Below are 19,249 nucleotides of genomic sequence, written 5' to 3'. Positions count from 1 at the left end.
TAAGTTTAATAAACAATCAATTTAGTGTTGTACGGGTTTTTTCTGCAATTTACGTTGTAGGGTTCTTCTGTGCATATTCAGTTGGCGCGCAGTTTCAGAGATATTTCCATTGTTGCTATGCAATACATGTTGAATATGCTCCCACTCAAGACGCTCTGGCGACATTATTTGGCTTGGCTCGGGGTTTACCGATGAGGAACCAGCTTCAACATCACCCAAGATTGTTTTTAATAATGAATTGAAATCGACAGGCTTTGGTAAGTAGTCATCAGCACCTAAACGTATCGCTTCTACTGCACTGGCAATACTTGCAAACCCCGTGAGCAATACGATACGCGCTGAAGGAAATTGTTCTCTTAAAGGTTTAATTAGCGCAAGGCCGTTATCATCCCCGAGTTTTAAATCCACCAGAAAGTGGCTTGCCTCAAAAGTGGTTGTTTTTTGTAAAGCTTGCTCAGCGTTATGAGCAAGTGAACATGTGAAGCCTTGTTTTGTAAAGCGCCTCGCAAGCGTGCTGGCTAGGTTTACATCGTCTTCAATAATTAAAAGTTTCATACAATTTTTAAACTAACCATCGCAATCGCGCCTTGCTGTGGGTGATTACTTAGTGTTAATGAGCCATTTAAGCGCTCTAAGGTTACATTAGAAAGCATAACTGCCATTCCCATTCCATCGCTACTTGGCATGAGCTGACCGCCTAATGATGCCATTTGTTGCTCGCTAAATCCTTGACCGAAATCACGTAACGACAATGAAAGTATTTGCTCATCGATTTGCCATTTAGCTTCGATGTTGTGTTGCTGATTATGGTTATTTGCCGATACGGCGTTTTGCAACAAGTTTAAAATAGCCGGTAACAGCATAGCATCACTTAAAATCGAACAATCAGGGGCGTCATTTAGCCACTGTAAACTTTGCTCAGGAAAATGCAGAGTCATAGCATCTTGAATAGTGTTTTGCAGTGTTTTAGCACTAATCACTTGTTGTGTTTCACCGGTTCTTAGTGCATTTGATAGTGACCTAAAATGAGCAAGTTGCTCTTTACACTGAGCTAATGGCTTAGCCATTTCTTGCACAATAGGGTCATCAGCTTGTTGCTCTTGTAACTCTTCAAATAATAGCTGTAAGTTTGCTATCGGCGTTGCAAGTTGATGCGTTACTTGTGCGGCAGCGCCATCAAGCGTTAATAATTGCTCATGCCTTAATTGTTGCTCGCGGGTACGGGAAATAGTAGCTTCTCTGGCTCTTAACGTGCTGTTTAATGTGCCAATTACAAAGGCAATAACGATGGCGCTGATAACAAAGTTAATCCACATACCAATAAAATGATGAGTCATCTGCATTTGGTGCATGGTGTGTTCTGGCATTTTTATCAGTAAAAAACTATAAGCGGCGATTGCCAGCACAGCTGTATAAGCAAGCCCTTTCGCATTGACCGTCACCGCCGCTATCATTATCGGTAACAGTAATAACGAAACAAATGCATTAGTAGCCCCACCACTTAATGAAAGCAAAATAGTTAAAAACAATAAGTCGGCTGTAAGCTGCATTAACACAGCTGCAGGCCTTGCTTTCGTGACATTTCGGTAAGCGAGTATACTTAACAGCTGAAAGATTGCTTCAATACAAATTACAGCAAGTAAAGGTAATAAAGGAATTTGGTATTCAAAAAGAAAATACACTGCAATAACAGCAACAAACTGCACGGCGATTGCGGCACTTCTTAAAATTAGTAGGCGACTGATCGCCGGATCGGTTTGCATAACGGACTCTTTAAAACTTAATCATCGTCCATTGAAATTGTAAAAACAGCACAAGGCGTTCCTTGATGAAACACCATTTGCCATTGTTTACCATTAAAACGCCACAGTGACATACGAACTGAGTAGTTAAACTCTGAGCGAGCTGAACGTCTAAAGGCCGCTTGATAGCTTAGCTGTGCAATATCATCACTGAGCATTCGGCCTTTAAAATGTTGATTATAAAACTGCGGTACCACCTCTGTTGGTAGGCGGGTTAAAACTTGGAACTTATTAAATGACGTGCCATCAGCGGCTATTTCAATAAAATCATCATCAAGTAATGCATCAAGCGCTTCTGCAGATTGACGTACCTCTGGCTCAAGGAGCTGCCGCTCTGCATCAATTAAATGATTAAATAACGTCTCTTTAATTTTACCGCCCATAGTAACCCTTACTGTTTGAGCACTTTACCGCCCTTCATAACAAACCGAACCTGACTAAGTTCACTAATGTTATCAAGTACATTTATATTCACGCTGATAATATCTGCTTGTTTACCAACACTCAAGTCACCGAGGTTATCACTTTGACCTAATAGTTTAGCAGCTTCAACGGTGGCTGATTTAATTGCTTGCTTTGGTGTCATGCCGTATTTAACTAATAACTCAAACTCTTTAGCATTATCACCATGCTTAGATACGCCTGAATCTGTACCAAAGGCTATTTTAACCTTGTTTTTTAACGCTAATTTAAACGATGCTTCCATTTTTGGCGCAACTACTTCAACCTTATCAGCAATTGCTTTTGGCATATTTGGGTTATTTAGCACCTCTTCTTTAACTGTTGCGCCAGCGAGTAAGGTTGGAACTAAATACGCGTCTTGCTTTTTGAAAAGCTTAACCGTGTCTTTATCTAAAAAAGAGCCGTGTTCGATTGAATCAACACCTGCTCTAAGTGCTGCTTTTATACCTTCTGTGCCATGAGCATGAGCGGTCACTTTGCGGCCTAAATGATGGGCTGTGTTTACAATGGCACTGAGTTCTTCATCAGTAAATTGCTGATTAACCCCTGCCGCTGTATTACTTAAAACACCACCTGTCGCGGTTATTTTAATCACATCGGCACCGCTTTTAATTACATCGCGCACTGCACGAGTACAATCGGCTGCGCCATCACACACACCCAAGCCACCCCCTTCTGTCGCTTTGGTGATATCACGACGATAGCCATGCATATCACCGTGACCACCGGTCGGTGTGATCATATCGCCTGCAGCAAAAATGCGCGGGCCAACAATGTCGCCACGTTCAACTGCTCGCTTTAATGGGAAGATAACTTGATAACTGCTACCTAGGTCACGCACAGAGGTAAAACCTGCATCAACCGTACGTTGTAAGTACTTTAAAGAACGAAGAGCGTAATCGGCTTCGTATTCAGTTGCCCATTGGTGTGGGTTACGTTTTGCATCTCGCTCAAAGGTAACATGAACATGCATATCAATCAGACCCGGCAATACCATCTGATTTTTTAAATCAATAACATCTGCATCACTAAGATTTAATTGCTGCTTAGTTAGGAAACCAGCTTTTATTGCGGCAATTTTATTGTCTTCAATAACCAGCGTTTGCTGCTCTTTGACATCTTGATCAGTGCCTACCAGCATCTTTCCAGCATGAATAATGGTGGTTTGTGCATTAACCACAAACGAAGATAATAAAGACAGTACCGATAATGTGCTTATTTTTAGGTTTATTTTTTTCATAATCGCCTCTTTTTTATACTAGGTTTAACTTAAATACTGAGTAAATGCCATTATTTACGACATAGCGCAGCAATGAACTAGTGTTAACAAGTGAATTTTGATATAACTTCGGAAAAATTTAACAAGTCTGACCACATAAAGAGAACACATTATGTCTTATGCCCAAATTACTGGCTGGGGTAAATGTATACCACCAGCAAGCATCAGCAATGATGAAATTAGCAATATTGTTGATACCAATGATGAATGGATCACAACACGTACAGGCATCAAATCTCGCCGTGTCAGCCATGTTTCTACTGCCGATTTAGCTACCGTTGCCGCAAAGCAAGCGCTTGCTTGTGCTGGTGTTGATGGTAAAGACATTGATCTTGTGCTTCTTGCGACTTGTACACCATCAACTATGGTGGCAAATACGGCCTCTTTAGTGCAGAAAAATATTGGTGCGGTTGGCGCAGCAGCAATGGATACTAACGCTGCATGTTCAGGCTTTTTATACGCATTACAAGCAGCAACGGCACAAATTCGTGCAGGCATGATCAAAAAAGCGGTCGTTATTGCTGCTGAGCGCATGACTTGGTACATCAACTGGGCGCGTCGCGACAGTGCTGTATTATTTGGTGATGGTGCAGGTGCGGTTGTATTAGAAGCTTCAGATACACCATCTGGTTTACTTGCAACTAAAACCGGATGTGACAGTGAAGATCGCGATATCTTGCACATCGAAAACTTTGGTAGCGATTTAAATAAATACGAGCCAATTGGCCCGTCTAACTTATTATTCGAAGGTCGAGAAATCTTCAAACGTGCTGTTAAGGGTATGAGTGAAGCTTGTGACGACGTGCTAAACCAAGCACAGTTAGAGCTTGATGACATTGACGTATTAGTTCCTCACCAAGCAAATTTACGTATTATCCAAGCTATTCAGCAACGCTTGAAAGTAGCTGACGAAAAAGTCATGGTAAACATTGCCGACTACGGTAATACGTCTGCTGCAACAATTGCGATTGCAATTTGTGAAGCTGTTGAGCAAGGCCTTATCAAGCCTAACTCAAACATTATGTCAGCAGCCTTTGGCGCTGGTTTAACTTGGGCGGCGAGTTACATTAAATGGGGCGAGCGTGTAACACCTATTGCAGTGTCTGATGCAGCTTTACCTGAGTGTGATAAAACAGGCCTTGAACTTGTTGCACCAGCTGTTGCAGCATGTAAAGCGGCAGAGTAATCCTCGACACTCTTTAGTAGAAAAGCGCGGCTTAGTCCGCGTTTTTTTATGAACAAAAAATGGACTATATAATGGAATTATTAGGCATACATCACGCTGCAATCATTTGTAGCAACTATGAAAAATCAAAGCATTTTTATAATGAAATTTTAAAACTGCCGATTATCCACGAGCTATACCGTGCTGAACGTGACTCGTATAAGTTAGATTTAGCACTTCCTGATGGTAGCCAATTAGAATTGTTTTCGTTTCCTGGAGCGCCACAAAGACCCAGCTATCCAGAGGCACAAGGGCTACGCCATTTGGCGTTTAAAGTTGCTGATATTGCAAAATCTAAGCAGTACTTAGAACAACAAGGTATTGAGGTTGAAGAAATAAGAGTGGATGAAATCACCGGGAAGCAATTTACGTTTTTTGCCGATCCCGATGATTTACCTTTAGAGCTTTACCAACTCTAGATTATTGAAAGCGATCTTGTAGGTAATTAAACACAGCGCGAATACCCAATGCCTCACCACCTGTAGGGCGACCCGGTAATGCACGTAAGTTCCAAGCCATAACATCAAAGTGAACCCAAGGAGTGCTTGGCTCAATAAACTCTTTTAAGTAAAGAGCTGCAGTGATCGCACCACCAAAAGGAGTGGAAGCACAGTTAGCAATATCAGCTACATCACTTTTTAATAATGGCTTGTATTGATCAAATAACGGCAGTTGCCATACAGGATCATGGCAACTTTCGCCTGCATCCATCAATTTGTTAGCCACTTCACGGTTATTTGCGAAAAAGCCCGGTAATTCAGTGCCGAGGGCTACACGACAAGCACCAGTCAGAGTTGCAAAATCAACGATAAGATCGGGGTTATCGTTTTGTGCTTCAGCAAGTGCATCACACAGCACTAAACGACCTTCAGCGTCCGTGTTATCAATTTCTACTGTGATCCCTTTGCGAGTTTTGATCACATCACCCGGTCTAAATGCATTACGAGAAACCGCATTTTCAACTGCAGGTACCAATACGCGTAAACGAATTGGTAGGTTGGCAGCCATAATTAACTGCGCAAGACCAATAACATGCGCGGCACCGCCCATGTCTTTTTTCATATTACGCATGCCTGAGCTTGGTTTTAAATCTAAACCACCTGAATCAAAACACACGCCTTTACCGACTAAGGTAATCTGTGGAGCATCTTTTGAGCCCCAACGTAAATCAAGTAAGCGAGGCTTATTCTCAGACGCACGACCAACCATATGAATTGTTGGGTAGTTTTGCTCTAATAATTCATCACCAACCCACTCGCTAAACTCACCATCAAAGGTGTCGGCTAAATCTGCCATCACTTGTGATAGGTGTTGCGGCATCATATCTGCAGCAGGCGTATTAACTAAATCACGCACTAAATTAATAGCACTTGCATGCTGCGATAAACGCTTAACTAAGCTTTCATCTTTAATGGCTAGTGTGGCACGTGGCGATGGTTTTTCTTTATATTCACTAAACTCGTAACCACCTAACACAAAACCCAGCGCTACTTGTTCTACAAACTTGTCATCACCTTGAATTTGATAACAACCTGCTGGCAGTTTTGTTGATAAGTCACCTGCTAACCAAAAGTCTTGCAAATCATTAACTAAACAATACACATGCTCAAGTGAGCCGGTTCCACTATCAGCAATTAAGGCCATGCCTTTGTTTTTAAAATCACAATTTGTTAGCCAATTTTGTAAGGCTTGCGGCTGCTCAGTGAACCACGTTGATAGGTCAGCTTTAGCAATAAATGACAGGGGAATTCCCGTAGAAGAATGGCGAATTAATGAACTCATTAAACGACTCGATATAAAGAAAAGGTATTTAAGCATACCAATATCTTGATACAAAAGGTATAGGCAAAATCAGATAAGCAAAACCTAATCAGTCTTTGTTTTGCTTCTCTTTTTCTTCTTTTTCTACTTGTTGATCAATCTCTTTAATCGACTTATTGATATTGAATGAACTAGGTAGCACATCAACACCAACCCATTGACCCAGTTTTACAACCAAAGGAATTGTCACTGGGGCAAAAGGTAATACAGCAAATACGCCTAAACCGAGTCCTTTTAATATATCTAAAAATTGCTCATTGGCAGTATGCAATTCTTCTTTAGTAGCTTGGCCTTGGGTGTATCGCCTATAGATATGAAGCATCTCTTTTGTTTCTTGCTTTTCTTGGGCAAGTGCGATTTTAAGTGCTACCATAGCGCGCTTGAAGCGTAGAGTCTGACGCTTTTTGGTAATTTTAGCCACTCTGAATGGGGCTCGATGAATAACTTTGTATAATCGCATGTGGTTATTTTCACACAGCTGAAGAAGTTCACAAAGCATAATTTACTTATATTAGTTTTTGTTTTATTCTTAATACTCTATTCGTAATCATTTTTCAGTATTAAACATGAACACACCTATACAACAGGCTGAGCCAAAACCCCAAAAGCCGGCCCCAGATGAATGTTGTGGTGGTGGTAGTTGTTGCCCATGTGTTTGGGATGAATACCGAGAAAAATTAAAGCAATGGCAATTAAACAACATTCCGCAACAAGCCTAATAGATCGTTCCAAATCCAATTTCGCTTAAAAACCAATCAAAAAATTCCTTTTTTAAAATATTTTTAGATATTTTATATACTTTCTTACGCTTAAAAGAAAAAACTAGAATAAATTATCCCCTTTAATTTCATGCACATAATTAAAAAAACAATAATAACGTGCAAATAAAAACGCCAAAAACAACATCACATTAACAATTTGCAAAATAAATTTACAGGCTGTATAAGAGATTTACACCAAGTTTATTATTTAACTTCGGTGACATAATCATAAATATTCTAACTGGGGAAGTCAGAATGAAATTCAAAAATAATGCGCTACAACAAGCAATTAAATTTGCTTTAGCGACAACAACAGCAGGTCTGTTTGTGTCGGGTTCGGTTGTTGCTGCAGAGCAAGCAGCAGAAGAAACGAAAGTTAACAAAAACGTAGAAAAAATTGCCGTGGTAGGTACTCGTTCTGCGCCACGTTCAATCGGCGATTCACCAGTACCAATTGATATCATTGGTGGTGAAGAGCTAGATAAAGGCGGCAACACCGATATGCTAGAGCTTTTAAAAGGCTCAGTTCCTTCTTTTAACGTTCACCAAAACCCAATTAGTGATGCAGCGTCACTTGTACGCCCTGCTAACTTACGTGGTCTTCCTTCTGACAGTACATTAATACTTGTTAATGGTAAACGCCGTCACCGTGCATCAGTTATCGCCTTCTTAGGTGGTGGTATCAATGATGGTGCTCAAGGTGCTGATATCTCAGTTATTCCAAGTATTGCCCTAAAGCAAGTAGAAGTACTTCGTGACGGTGCTGCAGCACAATACGGCTCTGATGCAATCGCGGGTGTAATGAACTTTGTATTAAAAGATGCCTCTGAAGGTGGTTCATTCGAAATTCGTCAAGGCGAATACTACGAAGGTGATGGCGATACAACACAAATTTCAGGTAACGTGGGTCTACCATTTACCGATAGCGGTTTTGCTAACTTAAGCTTCCAATATAAAACAGCTGATGCAACTAGCCGTTCAGTACAACGCCCTGATGCGGCGGCACTTAACGCAGCAGGTGTACCTGAAGTATCTTCTTTAGCACAAATTTGGGGTGCACCTGAAGTTGATGATGATATTACAATCTTTGGTAACATTGGTCTTGAGTTAAGCAACTCATCTGAATTCTACATGTTTGGTAACTACTCTGAGCGTGACGTACGTGGTGGTTTCTACTATCGTAATCCACACACTCGCCCAGGTGTTTACTCAAATGACGGCGGTGAAACACTGCTTGTTGGTGATTTAACTGGCGATATGAGCGGTAACTGTCCTACCGATATCATGATTGATGATAACGTTTTAGATAACCAAAGATACATCGATCTAGTAGCTAACAACCCAGATTGTTTTGCGTTTAACGAAATGATTCCGGGCGGTTTTACACCTAACTTCGGTGGTAACATCACTGATACTGCATTAACAATTGGTACTAAAGGTGAAATCACTTCAGGTTTCCTTGAGGGTGCTTACTATGACTTAAGCGGTACAGTTGGTTACAACGAATCTCGTTACTTCATCTATGACACAATCAATGCATCATTAGGCCCAGAAAGCCCGCGCGATTTCAGCCCTGGTAAATACTCACAGTTAGAGAAAAACTTTAACGCTGATTTATCAAAAGGTTTTGACTTTGGTTTAGCTTACGATGTAAACGTTGCCGGTGGTCTTGAATGGCACGAAGAAACCTTCACTGTTGTATCTGGTGATGTAGCGTCTTTCACAGCAGGCCCACTAACTGAACAAGGTTTTGGTATCGGTTCAAATGGTTTCCCTGGTTTCAAACCATCTGATGCAGGCGAATACACACGCCGTAACTATGCTGCATACGTTGATGTTGAAGCACCATTCACAGAAGACTTTTTAATGGGCTTAGCGTTACGTTATGAAGATTATGATTCATTTGGTTCAACTACTAACTACAAGCTAACTGGTCAATACCACTTAACTGAAGACTTGAACATTCGTGGTTCAATCAGTACTGGTTTCCGTGCACCAACTGTTGGTCAAGCGAATGTAAGTAACGTTCAAACAAACCTAAGCAGCGGTGTTCTTGTTGACTCAGCACTTTTACCACCAACAAACCCAATTGCAGTGCAATTAGGTGGTACAGAGCTTCAACCTGAAGAGTCACAAAGCTATACATTTGGTGCAGTTTGGACACTTGGTGACTTATTCTTCACAGTTGACTACTACAACATCCAAGTTGATGACCGTATCAGTCAATCAGATAAAATTGAGTTAAGCCAAGCTGATAAAGACACACTTGAAGCAGCAGGCGTACCAAACGTACAAAACTTAGCGCAAGTAAGCTTCTTCACGAATGACTTCGATACAACAACGCAAGGTGTTGATGCTGTAGCTAACTATTCAACTGACCTACTAGGCGGTAGTTCAACATTCAGCTTAGCGTACAACTGGAACGACACTGAAGTAACTAAGTCAACAGACATTACTGGTGAATTTAAAGTAAGCCGTTTAGAAAATGACTTACCAAACCACCGTGCAACACTTAGCTGGGCACAACAATGGGAGAACTTCTCTGCATTTACACGTGTTAACTACTATGGCGAATACCAAGGCGTACACGTAGATTACGATGCAACAGCGAAAACAGCTGATGCTGCAGTAACGATTGATGCAGAAGTGACTTACTTCCTAACTGAAGAGCTTAGCTTCTCTGTAGGTGCGACCAACTTATTCGACCAAGAAGCAGAGAAACTTGATTTCTATGACAGTACTGGCATCCCTAACAATAACTGGGGTGGTAAATACTACGAAACGTCGCCATATGGTATCAACGGCGGCTTCTATTACGTGAAAGCTACGTATACTTTCTAAATAGAACAGCTTTCTAGGTTGAGCAATCAGCCTAGAAAGTCGATACCCCGGATTTATTCTGGATATTTATAGTTAACCAAGGCGAAAGACATTTCGCCTTTTTCGTTTTATAGTAAATAAAAATAACAAATAACCCGCCATTCCTATGCTGTTACAAAAAGCGAATCAACTACTGAATGAAAACAAGCTTAAAGAGGCCGAGTTTCATTTTAAAACCATTCTCGATTCAGATCCTGAAAACGGCGAAGCGTTATTTGGATTGGGCCGTATTGCACTGCGTTTAGAACGTTATGATGCTGCGGTTTACCTTCTACAAAGAGCCTGTGAACGATTACCTCATATGCTTGAACCACTCCATGCTCTTGCCGATGCTTTTAATGGCGTGCATTCACCACAAGATGCCTTAACCGTACTCGAATATGCAAAATCAATTGCCAACCACAACCCTGAGCCACACTACTATCTTGCCCAACATTATTTAACCTATGGTGAGCTAGACAAAGCCTACAGTATTTTAAAACATGCCCTTGGTATGGGAAATTACCCTGTAAAGGCGTACATTTTATTTGAGTTAGTGCAGTTTGGGCGTTTTAATAGCGAACAAAATTACATAAATGAGCTACACCAGTTTTTAACGTTAACCAATAATCTGCGCTTAAAAATGGTGTGTTATTATGCCCTTGGTAAAAGCTATGATCAGTTAAATGATACAGAACAAGCTTTTAACTACTTTAGCCTAGCTAATAAGCTACAAACAAAACTCACGCAGTTTAAAACCCGTGACTTAGTGCCTTTTTATCAGCGCATCATAGAGCAAAATACAGCTGAGCTAATTGATGCCAGAGACAAAACATTCACGGGTACAATTACCCCCATTTTTATTATTGGCATGCCAAGAAGTGGCTCAACGCTGGTAGAGCAAATGCTGGCAAGCCATGATGATTTTGCCAGTCTTGGCGAAGATGCCAGTATCAGTAATCAGGTTGTTGCATACCTTGAACAACAAACACAACTCCCCTACCCAGATTGCTTAGCAGAGCTGAACCAAGGGCTAATTAACAATGCCCGCAATATTTATATTGAACGAATAAAGCAAGCGCCAGTTGTGCGCCCCTTTATGATCAATAAGCTACCAGCTAACTATCAGTCACTTGGATTGATTTACTTACTCTTTCCTAACGCCAAGTTTATTAATATGCAGCGCGAGTATAATGCAATTGCTTGGTCAGTTTTTAGCAACTATTTTGCTGAAAACGAACCTTATTTTTGTTCACTCTCAGAGTTTAAACAGTATTTTGATTTGTATCAGCAGTTAATGGAGCATTGGCAAAACGTGATGCCAGAGGCGGTTTTTGATTTAAGCTATGAAGCACTTATCAGTGACAGCGAACAAACACTAACAGCCCTGTGTAAGTTCTTAAACATTGAATACAGCACACAGTTTTTAGATTTTTATAAGTCAAAAAAACCGGTGGCAACGCTCAGCAAAACGGCTGTGAGACAGCCGTTAAGTGATAAAGCATTAGAGAAATACAAACGCTACGAGAGCGCAATGCACACGCTTATGCGTGAGTCTCAAACCAGTTCAACAAGTCAACAAATTGATCAAAACGCGCCTGTGGGTGAGTAAGCATATTTATGTGATCATAATCGACCTTATGGCCAAACTTACGGCCATAAATGGTCATCGTTTGCTTGCCGATGCCAGACTCTTCCATAAATTTTTCAATATCAATAGGCTGGCATAGGGCTTTATCTTTTACACCAGCCACATGCATAATGGGCGGCAGTGCCTTATCTGCTAATGCGTTGGCGTAATCAAAGCCATCGTCAGTATCGACCCAAGGTTTGCGCTTAGCCCATTGCATGCTTTGATAATGTGACTTACGGGTTTCATCATCACTGCCCCATTTCAGTTTTTTAGCCGGCACAAAACCATGCTTACGGGCAACTAATGGCGCCAAACCATACCAAATCAAATTACCTTGAATATATTTGCTTGGATGATGGTTATACAAAGACCGTTTAGAACCAAAATAGCCGCAGGCTTTAACATCATCAATCAACTCAGGAAAACGGGCAAACACACTGTTCATTAACACCCCACCCCATGAGTGCGCCACCCAATAACGAGCAGGCTCACCTTCAAGCTGTTTAATTTTATCTAGAAATGCGGGGATATCTTCTAAAATAGCCTCGGTTTGGCCATACTTTGCATGCTTTGAAATCGCAGGTTTACTCTCACCACGACCGCGTAAATCAGCCACATAGCAAACATAGCCATGCTCAGCTAAAAATGGTGCTAAACCTTTATTGCTGTGGGTGTAAAAGATTTTGCCATTTTCAACGGCACCATGCATAAAAAACACCGCAGGGCCTTTCGCATCAGTCTTACTGATACGGCGTAAATGTAAGGTTTGGCTTTCGGCTAGTTTAATAAACACCGATTCTTGTTTAATCGTCACGTTTGACCTTTTTATTCTTATAGACTCATCGTACCAGTGTTAAATTACGCCAGTCTCTGCAGCAAAGCAAGTTTTTGGCGTGGCGAGTGCCACTCAAAATGAGAATCTCAGGCACGATGAGATTTTGACTAAATAGTAACTCCAATGCAGAGCCATTATTCATTGATATTAGAAGTTCGACTTGCAGGAGCCTTTGGCTAAATGATCACTAACGAAAAGCTATGAAATGGTGCTGAAAAAGTTTGTTTGATGATTTTAATGCTACGTAATTAACATATTCTGGAGAGACGGCCTTTTGCCATTTGCGGTCATTAGGCCATCATTGAGTGCGAGCAGACTTTGAGCATGACCATATTAGGACAAAAATGTTTAGAGTACTTATTTGGTAGCGCCACACTAAGAGGCTGGTAATGCTTGGCTCAACTTGTGTAGCGAAGCGAAACTGAGCCAAGCTTTAGCAGTCACACCTTAATTAGATTGTTATGTTTTATTAGTTGTAAAATATTCTATAAGCTTGTTTAAATAAATACGTTTAATCAACCTAGAATTACGATTGCAAGTAGCTGGAACCTCGATTTCTTCATATAATTGCTCGGGGATTTCCTCAATATAATAAAAAGAAAACATACTAGAATCTGTATAGAGCTTTCGGTTAGTGTAATTTTTTTCGAGTTCCCAGAATGACTTACCCAATGCCGCTGCACTATATTTTCCGTTCTCGTTTTTTTGCAGAAAAACGACATGATCTTTATATATATTGAATAAAGCAGATTGAATTGTACTTATTTTCCAATCAATAAGAACAAAGTCAGTCTTATTGTCGCCTTTGAGGATTTTTTTTATCTTTACTTTTGACGTGCCTGAACCCTCCGAGTTTTTCATTACCTCTTCAATTGAAACTTGCGCTATTAAATCCGAACGAGATACTAAATCACTCCAAATAGTGAAGCCTTGTTTAGCATGCACAGAAAATGGCAGGAGAGTTAGAAGCAAAAAAATATGTTTTAATTTCATTAGAGTAAAAATCCATGGTGATGACTAACGCCGCCAGAATGGGCCAAAATTGCGAAGCATATTTGGGGCCTGCATGGCAGGCCTTCTTAAGTTCCTACTTTGCTTTTGACACTGTTTTATTAATTAGATCGACGTTAAATTTACGACCTAGTTCATCTGTTACTTTTAGACTAGTACCAAAGAAATTAATCTCAGTGTTTGTGATAAAAACATCTTGAATATCTTTCACGATGTTTGGGTCATATTCTGTTTTGTAAATTTGAATACCCCAATCTTTAACACCTGTCTTTGCATCTAGTACGTCAATGTAGCCACCATTTTGATCAGTGCCGTTATCATGAGCCCAATGAGTGACAACATAAACATGGTTACCATGAATGATGGCCGACACCTCTTTAGGCGCAGGTCTCTTGGCATAACTTATTGATGCAATCATCAAAAGCATGATTATAAATAATATTTTCTTATTCATTTGCACTTAACACTTGCCTAACAGGCGTAAAATAGCAGGCTAAATTAAGCGAAGAATGAGCGCAAGCAAAGCGTTTTGCGTCCAATTGCCATAATGGGCTTGTTATATTCTCAATTGCTTAAGACCATTTTGATTGCTTTCTCTAAACGCTCTTCATCGTCTGCTAGATGCTGATAATCTGCATAAGGTAATTGACCATCATTGAATTGTTTTTCAAAAAAGATCTTTAACCGCCATTCATCTGGCTCATCTTTTCCGAAATCAAAATCAATTCCGCCGACTTCGGGGGTTTTGAATACATCAACACCTATTCCGTGTGTACGATAAAACCAATTCGTTCCGGGAATTTGATTTTTTCCTCGGTATTCTCGACCCAAGATATCTTTCGCATCATCCAGTTTATATGAACGAACCAGAACTTCTTTTGCCCATGCCATAACACCATGCCACAAAGGAATTAGATTTCGATTAGCTCTTCATCTTTCACCAAACTTCCCTAAGAATATAACACTTGCCATTAACGGCAGAAATTAGCTGACTATAAGCAAAAGCCAGCTGTTTTGCGTCCTTTTTTATGGCTTTGTTAGGTAGCGAAAACCTCTGCTTTACCAATCACTTTTACAATAGGGCTTTCTAGACAAACAACCTCTAAACATTCGTCAGAAGTAACTATTAAGTGAGACCATTCACCATCATTTCCTATAAAGAAGGTGAGCGGACTTTCTTTGTGCCAGCCGTGACCTCTTATTTTAAAAGAATTGAACTTTGGTCGTTGTTCGCTCCAAACTTCAGTCAACCCATGCTCATCAAGACAACGAAAGCCATTTACAGATTCAAATAATAGCTCGTATATAGTTTGTGATTCTTCGTGAAATACACGAGCAACAAGTTCATGGTTTTCGTGTTTTGCGTCGCCTTTAATCAGGTACTTTACGCCATTCGATTTCTCTAAAGTCCACTCTTTGGTACCCCATGACAAATCGACTAACCACAAACTGCCATTTTCAAAAGGTGTTGGCCAACTCTGAAATTCCATTTAGCTACCTAACAATTTTATAGTGCGCGCGTCACGCATCTTTCTGCCAATGTCACGCTCATGTATTAATAAATCTATTAGTAACAAATAACTTAAGGCATCGACAACTCGTATTTTTAATTAATCCTAAAGGGTTTCAGAAAAATAAAATGCGCTCGTTGCTCATTCTCTTGAATATAAGAGCGAAATAACTATGCAGTGTATTTTTACAGCAACCGATATTGGTACCACACAAAACGTCTCATCTGTATTTTAATTAATCATGTCATGTGGGGACTTACACAATTCATGATGCCTTAGGCGGTTACCAAACAACAAAGTGAGTCTATCTGTACCACCTGTTTTTTCATAAAACTCTTGTACTGTTATTTCTTTTTGTTCGTAGCTCATTAGCTGCCAAAAACCGTAAAAGCCTCTAAACCAAAAATAATAGAACACAGCTCCTACACCTAATAAAAGATATACCGCTTTACCTGCTTTTTGTTTGTATTTTATGGCGCAATAAAAAAACCAGATACAACTTAATACAGCGACAATGGAAAACCCTAAAAAAGGTGTCACTACAGAGTTGGCATTATCCCAAAGCGAGCTTAGACAGGTTGAATGCCAATTTAACTGCATAGAAAAAATTAACGTAATTTTAAAAAGGAAGTACAATAAAACTGTTGTAAATACAGCATATAAGATACCACTTTCCTTGCTTTGTTCTTTATTCAAACCTTTCACTTTCGAGTTATAAAAACCTTTTGAAACCATCATGAATTCAGCTAACAAAGGTGAATGAACCTACCTCGCTCAAATGTTAACTAAACGTCCTTTAAAAATTACCACGCACTCTTTGTTGCTAGGCAAGGCTGAAGTGTTAAAAAGCTCTGGTTTGCATCAGCATCCCAAGGCCAAATACCACTAGTGGTAGGGTACACCAACTGTAATGCTTCAAATTTGTCATTATTATACCAACAAGCTGAAAGCATAAATTCTTGTTTATTTTCTTGTGATACCTCACAGAAAGTAACATCAAAACCTTCTAAGAACCCCTCATAGAATTCACCAATTGAGAATTTCTCACCATTTTTTAAACGTCCTGCATAATTATTTACTATTGAGTGAGCTAGTTTGCTGTTTAAACCGATTATAATAAGTTCGGGTGCATCATATGTTTTACTGATACCTGTTGAATATGTAAAGTTGGGGCTCTCACCTTCAGGATCAAAAACTGATGTTACATAACACCCATATTGCTCAATGACTTGTAGGATTTTTTTCTCTGCTTCATTCATAGTTTAAACTAACTCCTTATTCATAAAGCATTATTTAACGTAACGGCTGCTTCGTATTTATAACATCAATCAACTGTCGCTATTCTCTATTAGTCTTTACACTCAAAACCTTTAGAGTCGACTTTGGCGACGTTGTCTTTATTGCCACACTCTTTAATTGCCATCTCTGTGTGATTGTGCTCATTGTATTGTTTAGCAATTGCCCCAAGGCTTAGCACAATTACTACAGCTATCACTACTTTTTTAATTTTAGACATAAACATTCCTTTGAAAATAAACTATTTAAATACAAGCAGTTGCGCTTGCTATTTTTGATGAAACTAAATCATATTGAAACCGATTTAACCATTCAAAAATGCAGCAAAATATTTTACATTTCTGTTTAACTACCGACAACGAACCATAAATTGACCTTACCTTTTAACCCTGACAACAATGTTTTTTAGGAGTAATTTAATTTATATCATGCAAAATCTGCTACGGTTTCCTCGGCGGTGGGATAACTTCAGGAGGGCTTTCAACGAATAATAAATCATTGATATTTAGCTTTACTCTATTACCGCCACACATCACAAGGCCACCATCTTTGGTTGTTGAGTAATTTAAATAAATCTCGAAAGTGTTTACCAAGTTAGGGTTAATAACGATGTAAGTTTCTTTAAAATCTGGGTAAATGTGAGCATCTTCAAATTTTAAGCTAACACTTTGCTCGTTCTCTTTGTACAAATTAATCTCTGTTAAAAAAAGATCACCATTTTTCTTAGGAACAAAAATTTCGTAAAGCCTTAGGTTATTTTGCTCATTCCTTTCATCTGATTTTGCAAATGGTACTTTTTCAGCTTGCTCAGTATTTCCCATTGCTTGAGATGTAAAAGATATAAAAATGAATAAACACACCGCGAATAGTTGTTTCATTGGCTTCCTTGTTGTTATGGCTTTCCAAACACAATATGAACCCATAAAGGGCCTAGTAGAGGGTTCATGCTATTGCATATATAGTCCTTTTTGCATTGATACGTGACATTTGGCTCATCAACTATTAACGAAAAGGCTAAAACAATGAGACCAGTCGTTACTCTTACCCCTAAACTTAATCAATAAGCGCCATCGAATTTAAATTGAAGTTATAAATAGAGAATGACTCACCTTCTTCTTTTAGCGTGACGGTTATTTGTGCGTCTCCATTAGTCTATGAAGCTGGAATTAAATAAGTAACATAAGTACCAGAACCACCTCCGGTAACAGCTTTAGAGCTAACATTTATAAATTCAAATTCACCTAGTTCTTTTAATTCGCCCAACTTTGAGAATGCACGCATGATTTTAGAAATATCTTCATCTGTGGCATTTTCAATTGATGATGGGGTCATATAGTTTTTGAGAGTTTGAGGATCCCATTTAGAGATATCTACAATTGCTGAATTTAGGTAAGGAACGGCGGTTTCTTTGTAAGCAGAGGATTTATTCGCAGTCCAAATTGCTAAAAGTACAAGTAAGCTAATTAACACTAAAAATGTTATACCAATTCCTTTAAGTATCTTTTTAACCATGATTTTTATTATTTTTCCTTGATTGAATCACTTACGAATTTATCAGCTTTAAATGTCTTATGGTAGTACCCAATTTGACCCAATTTGAGTAGAAATTTTTAAACACTAATTTTAGTTGCTTGTATCATGGCCAATATGCCCGTTCTTTCGCTCTTAACCTCAACTAGCCCATACTTTGAGTAAATCCACTCAATCAGTTTTCAACTTATTTTTGCTCACCATGTATTAATGCTACTAAGCAAAAATATCCACCGCAAACTAACTCAGAGCAAAGATTTATTTGGTACAATCAGCCTTTGATATGGCTAACAGATAGGTTTTCCTCAATGCATCCGCGAAATCGCCACTTAAATGGCTACAACTTTACTTTGCTATGCAAAGATACTCCTGCCCTAACACCTTATATAACGCAAACGCCAGCGGGCACTGATACCATTGATTTCACCAATGCATTAGCGGTTAAAACCCTCAACCAAGCGTTATTAAAAAGCCATTATAAAATCGATTTTTGGGATTTGCCCGACAACTACCTTTGCCCACCGGTTCCTGGTAGAGTTGATTACATTCATCACTTGGCCGATTTATTAGCAAACGATAACCAAGGTCATATTCCGACGGGTAAGCAAGTAAAAGTGCTTGATGTAGGTACGGGTGCAAATGTGATTTACCCGCTTACTGGAAATCACGAATATGGCTGGCACTTCACAGGCTCCGATATTGATGCCTTGTCTGTTAAAATTGCCAAACAAATCGTGCAATTCAACCGCCTCAAAATTAATGTTAAGCAGCAAAATAACGCCAATAAAATGTTTTCGGGCGTGATATCGAATAAAGATGTTTTTCACCTAACTTTATGCAATCCACCGTTTCATGCCAGCGAGCAACAGGCCAAAGCAGGTACTGAGCGTAAATGGAAAAACCTAAACAAAGCGCCACAAAAAGCGCTTAATTTTGGTGGCCGTCAAAACGAGCTTTGGTGTGAAGGCGGTGAGCGCGAATTTATCAGTAAAATGTGCATTGAGAGCCAAGAGTTTGCAGAGCAATGTATTTGGTTTACATCGCTTGTTTCTAAGTCTGACACTTTACCGCATATAAAAAAGTTACTTAGCACTCTTGATGTGAAAGAAGTAAAAGTTATAAAAATGGCACAAGGCCAAAAAATGAGTCGCTTTATTGCTTGGAGCTATTTTGACCAAGCCGACCGCGAAGCCATTCTTAACGAACTAGTATAAGGATAATAAG

The 19,249-nt window shown here is 39.6% G+C and carries 22 protein-coding genes; 6 read left to right on the top strand and 16 right to left on the bottom strand.

Translation table 11 applies throughout. The features are described 5' to 3' along the window. Positions 1-21: 21 nt before the first annotated feature. From AUR67_RS04330 to AUR67_RS04315, 4 genes are read right to left on the bottom strand one after another with little or no spacing between them, the layout of a single operon-like run. Positions 22-555 (bottom strand): response regulator transcription factor, encoded by a 534-nt coding sequence (locus AUR67_RS04330; protein ID WP_058584264.1) that lies wholly within the window; start codon positions 553-555, stop codon positions 22-24. Continuing rightward, the gene (locus AUR67_RS04325) at positions 552-1,763 is read right to left on the bottom strand and encodes a sensor histidine kinase (RefSeq protein WP_058584263.1); all 1,212 of its coding nucleotides are present in this window, start codon (positions 1,761-1,763) and stop codon (positions 552-554) included. Before AUR67_RS04325 ends, AUR67_RS04330 begins: the two co-directional genes overlap by 4 nt. Positions 1,764-1,780: 17 nt before the next feature. After that, positions 1,781-2,185 carry a DUF4440 domain-containing protein gene (locus tag AUR67_RS04320; RefSeq protein ID WP_054563972.1) on the bottom strand — a complete coding sequence of 135 codons (405 nt, stop codon included), beginning with the start codon at positions 2,183-2,185 and terminating at the stop codon, positions 1,781-1,783. A gap of 8 nt (positions 2,186-2,193) precedes the next feature. Then, positions 2,194-3,504, bottom strand: a complete 1,311-nt coding sequence (locus AUR67_RS04315) for a metal-dependent hydrolase family protein (protein ID WP_058584262.1) — start codon at positions 3,502-3,504, stop codon at positions 2,194-2,196. 151 nt (positions 3,505-3,655) lie between these two features. Between AUR67_RS04315 and AUR67_RS04310 the strand changes: the two genes are divergently transcribed. Next, a complete protein-coding gene (locus tag AUR67_RS04310; RefSeq protein WP_054563970.1) occupies positions 3,656-4,729 on the top strand; it encodes a ketoacyl-ACP synthase III in 1,074 nt (357 codons plus the stop codon). Positions 4,730-4,800: 71 nt separating this feature from the next. Next, positions 4,801-5,187, top strand: coding sequence for a VOC family protein (locus AUR67_RS04305; protein WP_058584261.1), 387 nt, complete (start codon positions 4,801-4,803; stop codon positions 5,185-5,187). 1 nt (position 5,188) lies between these two features. On the opposite strand, the gene AUR67_RS04300 is transcribed toward AUR67_RS04305, so the two are convergent. Both AUR67_RS04300 and AUR67_RS04295 read right to left on the bottom strand, forming a co-directional pair. Continuing rightward, a complete protein-coding gene (locus tag AUR67_RS04300; RefSeq protein WP_058584393.1) occupies positions 5,189-6,550 on the bottom strand; it encodes a leucyl aminopeptidase family protein in 1,362 nt (453 codons plus the stop codon). A gap of 88 nt (positions 6,551-6,638) precedes the next feature. Further along, positions 6,639-7,049 (bottom strand): hypothetical protein, encoded by a 411-nt coding sequence (locus AUR67_RS04295; protein WP_054563995.1) that lies wholly within the window; start codon positions 7,047-7,049, stop codon positions 6,639-6,641. Positions 7,050-7,155: 106 nt separating this feature from the next. Between AUR67_RS04295 and AUR67_RS20875 the strand changes: the two genes are divergently transcribed. From AUR67_RS20875 to AUR67_RS04285, 3 genes are all read left to right on the top strand, one after another. Next, entirely contained in the window at positions 7,156-7,308 is a 153-nt protein-coding gene (locus AUR67_RS20875) for an oxidoreductase-like domain-containing protein (protein ID WP_082401749.1), read from the top strand. Positions 7,309-7,605: 297 nt separating this feature from the next. Next, positions 7,606-10,191 (top strand): TonB-dependent receptor plug domain-containing protein, encoded by a 2,586-nt coding sequence (locus tag AUR67_RS04290; RefSeq protein ID WP_058584260.1) that lies wholly within the window; start codon positions 7,606-7,608, stop codon positions 10,189-10,191. Positions 10,192-10,336: 145 nt separating this feature from the next. After that, positions 10,337-11,821, top strand: coding sequence for a tetratricopeptide repeat-containing sulfotransferase family protein (locus AUR67_RS04285; protein WP_058584259.1), 1,485 nt, complete (start codon positions 10,337-10,339; stop codon positions 11,819-11,821). Here AUR67_RS04285 and AUR67_RS04280 read toward each other — a convergent pair. From AUR67_RS04280 to AUR67_RS04240, 10 genes are all read right to left on the bottom strand, one after another. Continuing rightward, entirely contained in the window at positions 11,754-12,656 is a 903-nt protein-coding gene (locus AUR67_RS04280; RefSeq protein ID WP_058584258.1) for an alpha/beta fold hydrolase, read from the bottom strand. The genes AUR67_RS04285 and AUR67_RS04280 overlap by 68 nt on opposite strands. A gap of 480 nt (positions 12,657-13,136) precedes the next feature. Continuing rightward, complete coding sequence (locus AUR67_RS04275; protein ID WP_058584257.1) at positions 13,137-13,670, bottom strand: hypothetical protein; 534 nt, start codon at positions 13,668-13,670, stop codon at positions 13,137-13,139. A gap of 94 nt (positions 13,671-13,764) precedes the next feature. Beyond that, positions 13,765-14,106, bottom strand: a complete 342-nt coding sequence (locus AUR67_RS04270; RefSeq protein ID WP_058584256.1) for a hypothetical protein — start codon at positions 14,104-14,106, stop codon at positions 13,765-13,767. 146 nt (positions 14,107-14,252) lie between these two features. Next, a complete protein-coding gene (locus AUR67_RS04265) occupies positions 14,253-14,579 on the bottom strand; it encodes a DUF6896 domain-containing protein (RefSeq protein ID WP_058584255.1) in 327 nt (108 codons plus the stop codon). 146 nt (positions 14,580-14,725) lie between these two features. After that, positions 14,726-15,178 carry a hypothetical protein gene (locus tag AUR67_RS04260; RefSeq protein WP_058584254.1) on the bottom strand — a complete coding sequence of 151 codons (453 nt, stop codon included), beginning with the start codon at positions 15,176-15,178 and terminating at the stop codon, positions 14,726-14,728. A gap of 252 nt (positions 15,179-15,430) precedes the next feature. Next, on the bottom strand, positions 15,431-15,937 hold the full coding sequence (locus AUR67_RS04255) for a hypothetical protein (protein ID WP_058584253.1): 507 nt from the start codon (positions 15,935-15,937) through the stop codon (positions 15,431-15,433). Positions 15,938-16,002: 65 nt separating this feature from the next. After that, positions 16,003-16,458, bottom strand: a complete 456-nt coding sequence (locus AUR67_RS04250) for a DUF4262 domain-containing protein (protein ID WP_058584252.1) — start codon at positions 16,456-16,458, stop codon at positions 16,003-16,005. A gap of 89 nt (positions 16,459-16,547) precedes the next feature. Continuing rightward, positions 16,548-16,715 carry a hypothetical protein gene (locus tag AUR67_RS21245; RefSeq protein ID WP_201024570.1) on the bottom strand — a complete coding sequence of 56 codons (168 nt, stop codon included), beginning with the start codon at positions 16,713-16,715 and terminating at the stop codon, positions 16,548-16,550. A 220-nt stretch (positions 16,716-16,935) separates the two neighbouring features. Then, positions 16,936-17,373 carry a hypothetical protein gene (locus AUR67_RS04245; protein WP_058584251.1) on the bottom strand — a complete coding sequence of 146 codons (438 nt, stop codon included), beginning with the start codon at positions 17,371-17,373 and terminating at the stop codon, positions 16,936-16,938. A gap of 274 nt (positions 17,374-17,647) precedes the next feature. Further along, complete coding sequence (locus AUR67_RS04240) at positions 17,648-18,007, bottom strand: hypothetical protein (RefSeq protein ID WP_058584250.1); 360 nt, start codon at positions 18,005-18,007, stop codon at positions 17,648-17,650. Positions 18,008-18,333: 326 nt separating this feature from the next. Between AUR67_RS04240 and rlmF the strand changes: the two genes are divergently transcribed. Further along, a complete protein-coding gene (rlmF, locus tag AUR67_RS04235) occupies positions 18,334-19,239 on the top strand; it encodes a 23S rRNA (adenine(1618)-N(6))-methyltransferase RlmF (RefSeq protein WP_058584249.1) in 906 nt (301 codons plus the stop codon). Positions 19,240-19,249: the final 10 nt, after the last annotated feature.

Source organism: Pseudoalteromonas sp. XI10 (assembly GCF_001469895.1).
GTDB lineage: Bacteria > Pseudomonadota > Gammaproteobacteria > Enterobacterales > Alteromonadaceae > Pseudoalteromonas.
The sequence above is the reverse complement of the archived record's forward strand: the minus strand, read 5'-3'. Positions and strand labels throughout refer to the sequence as shown.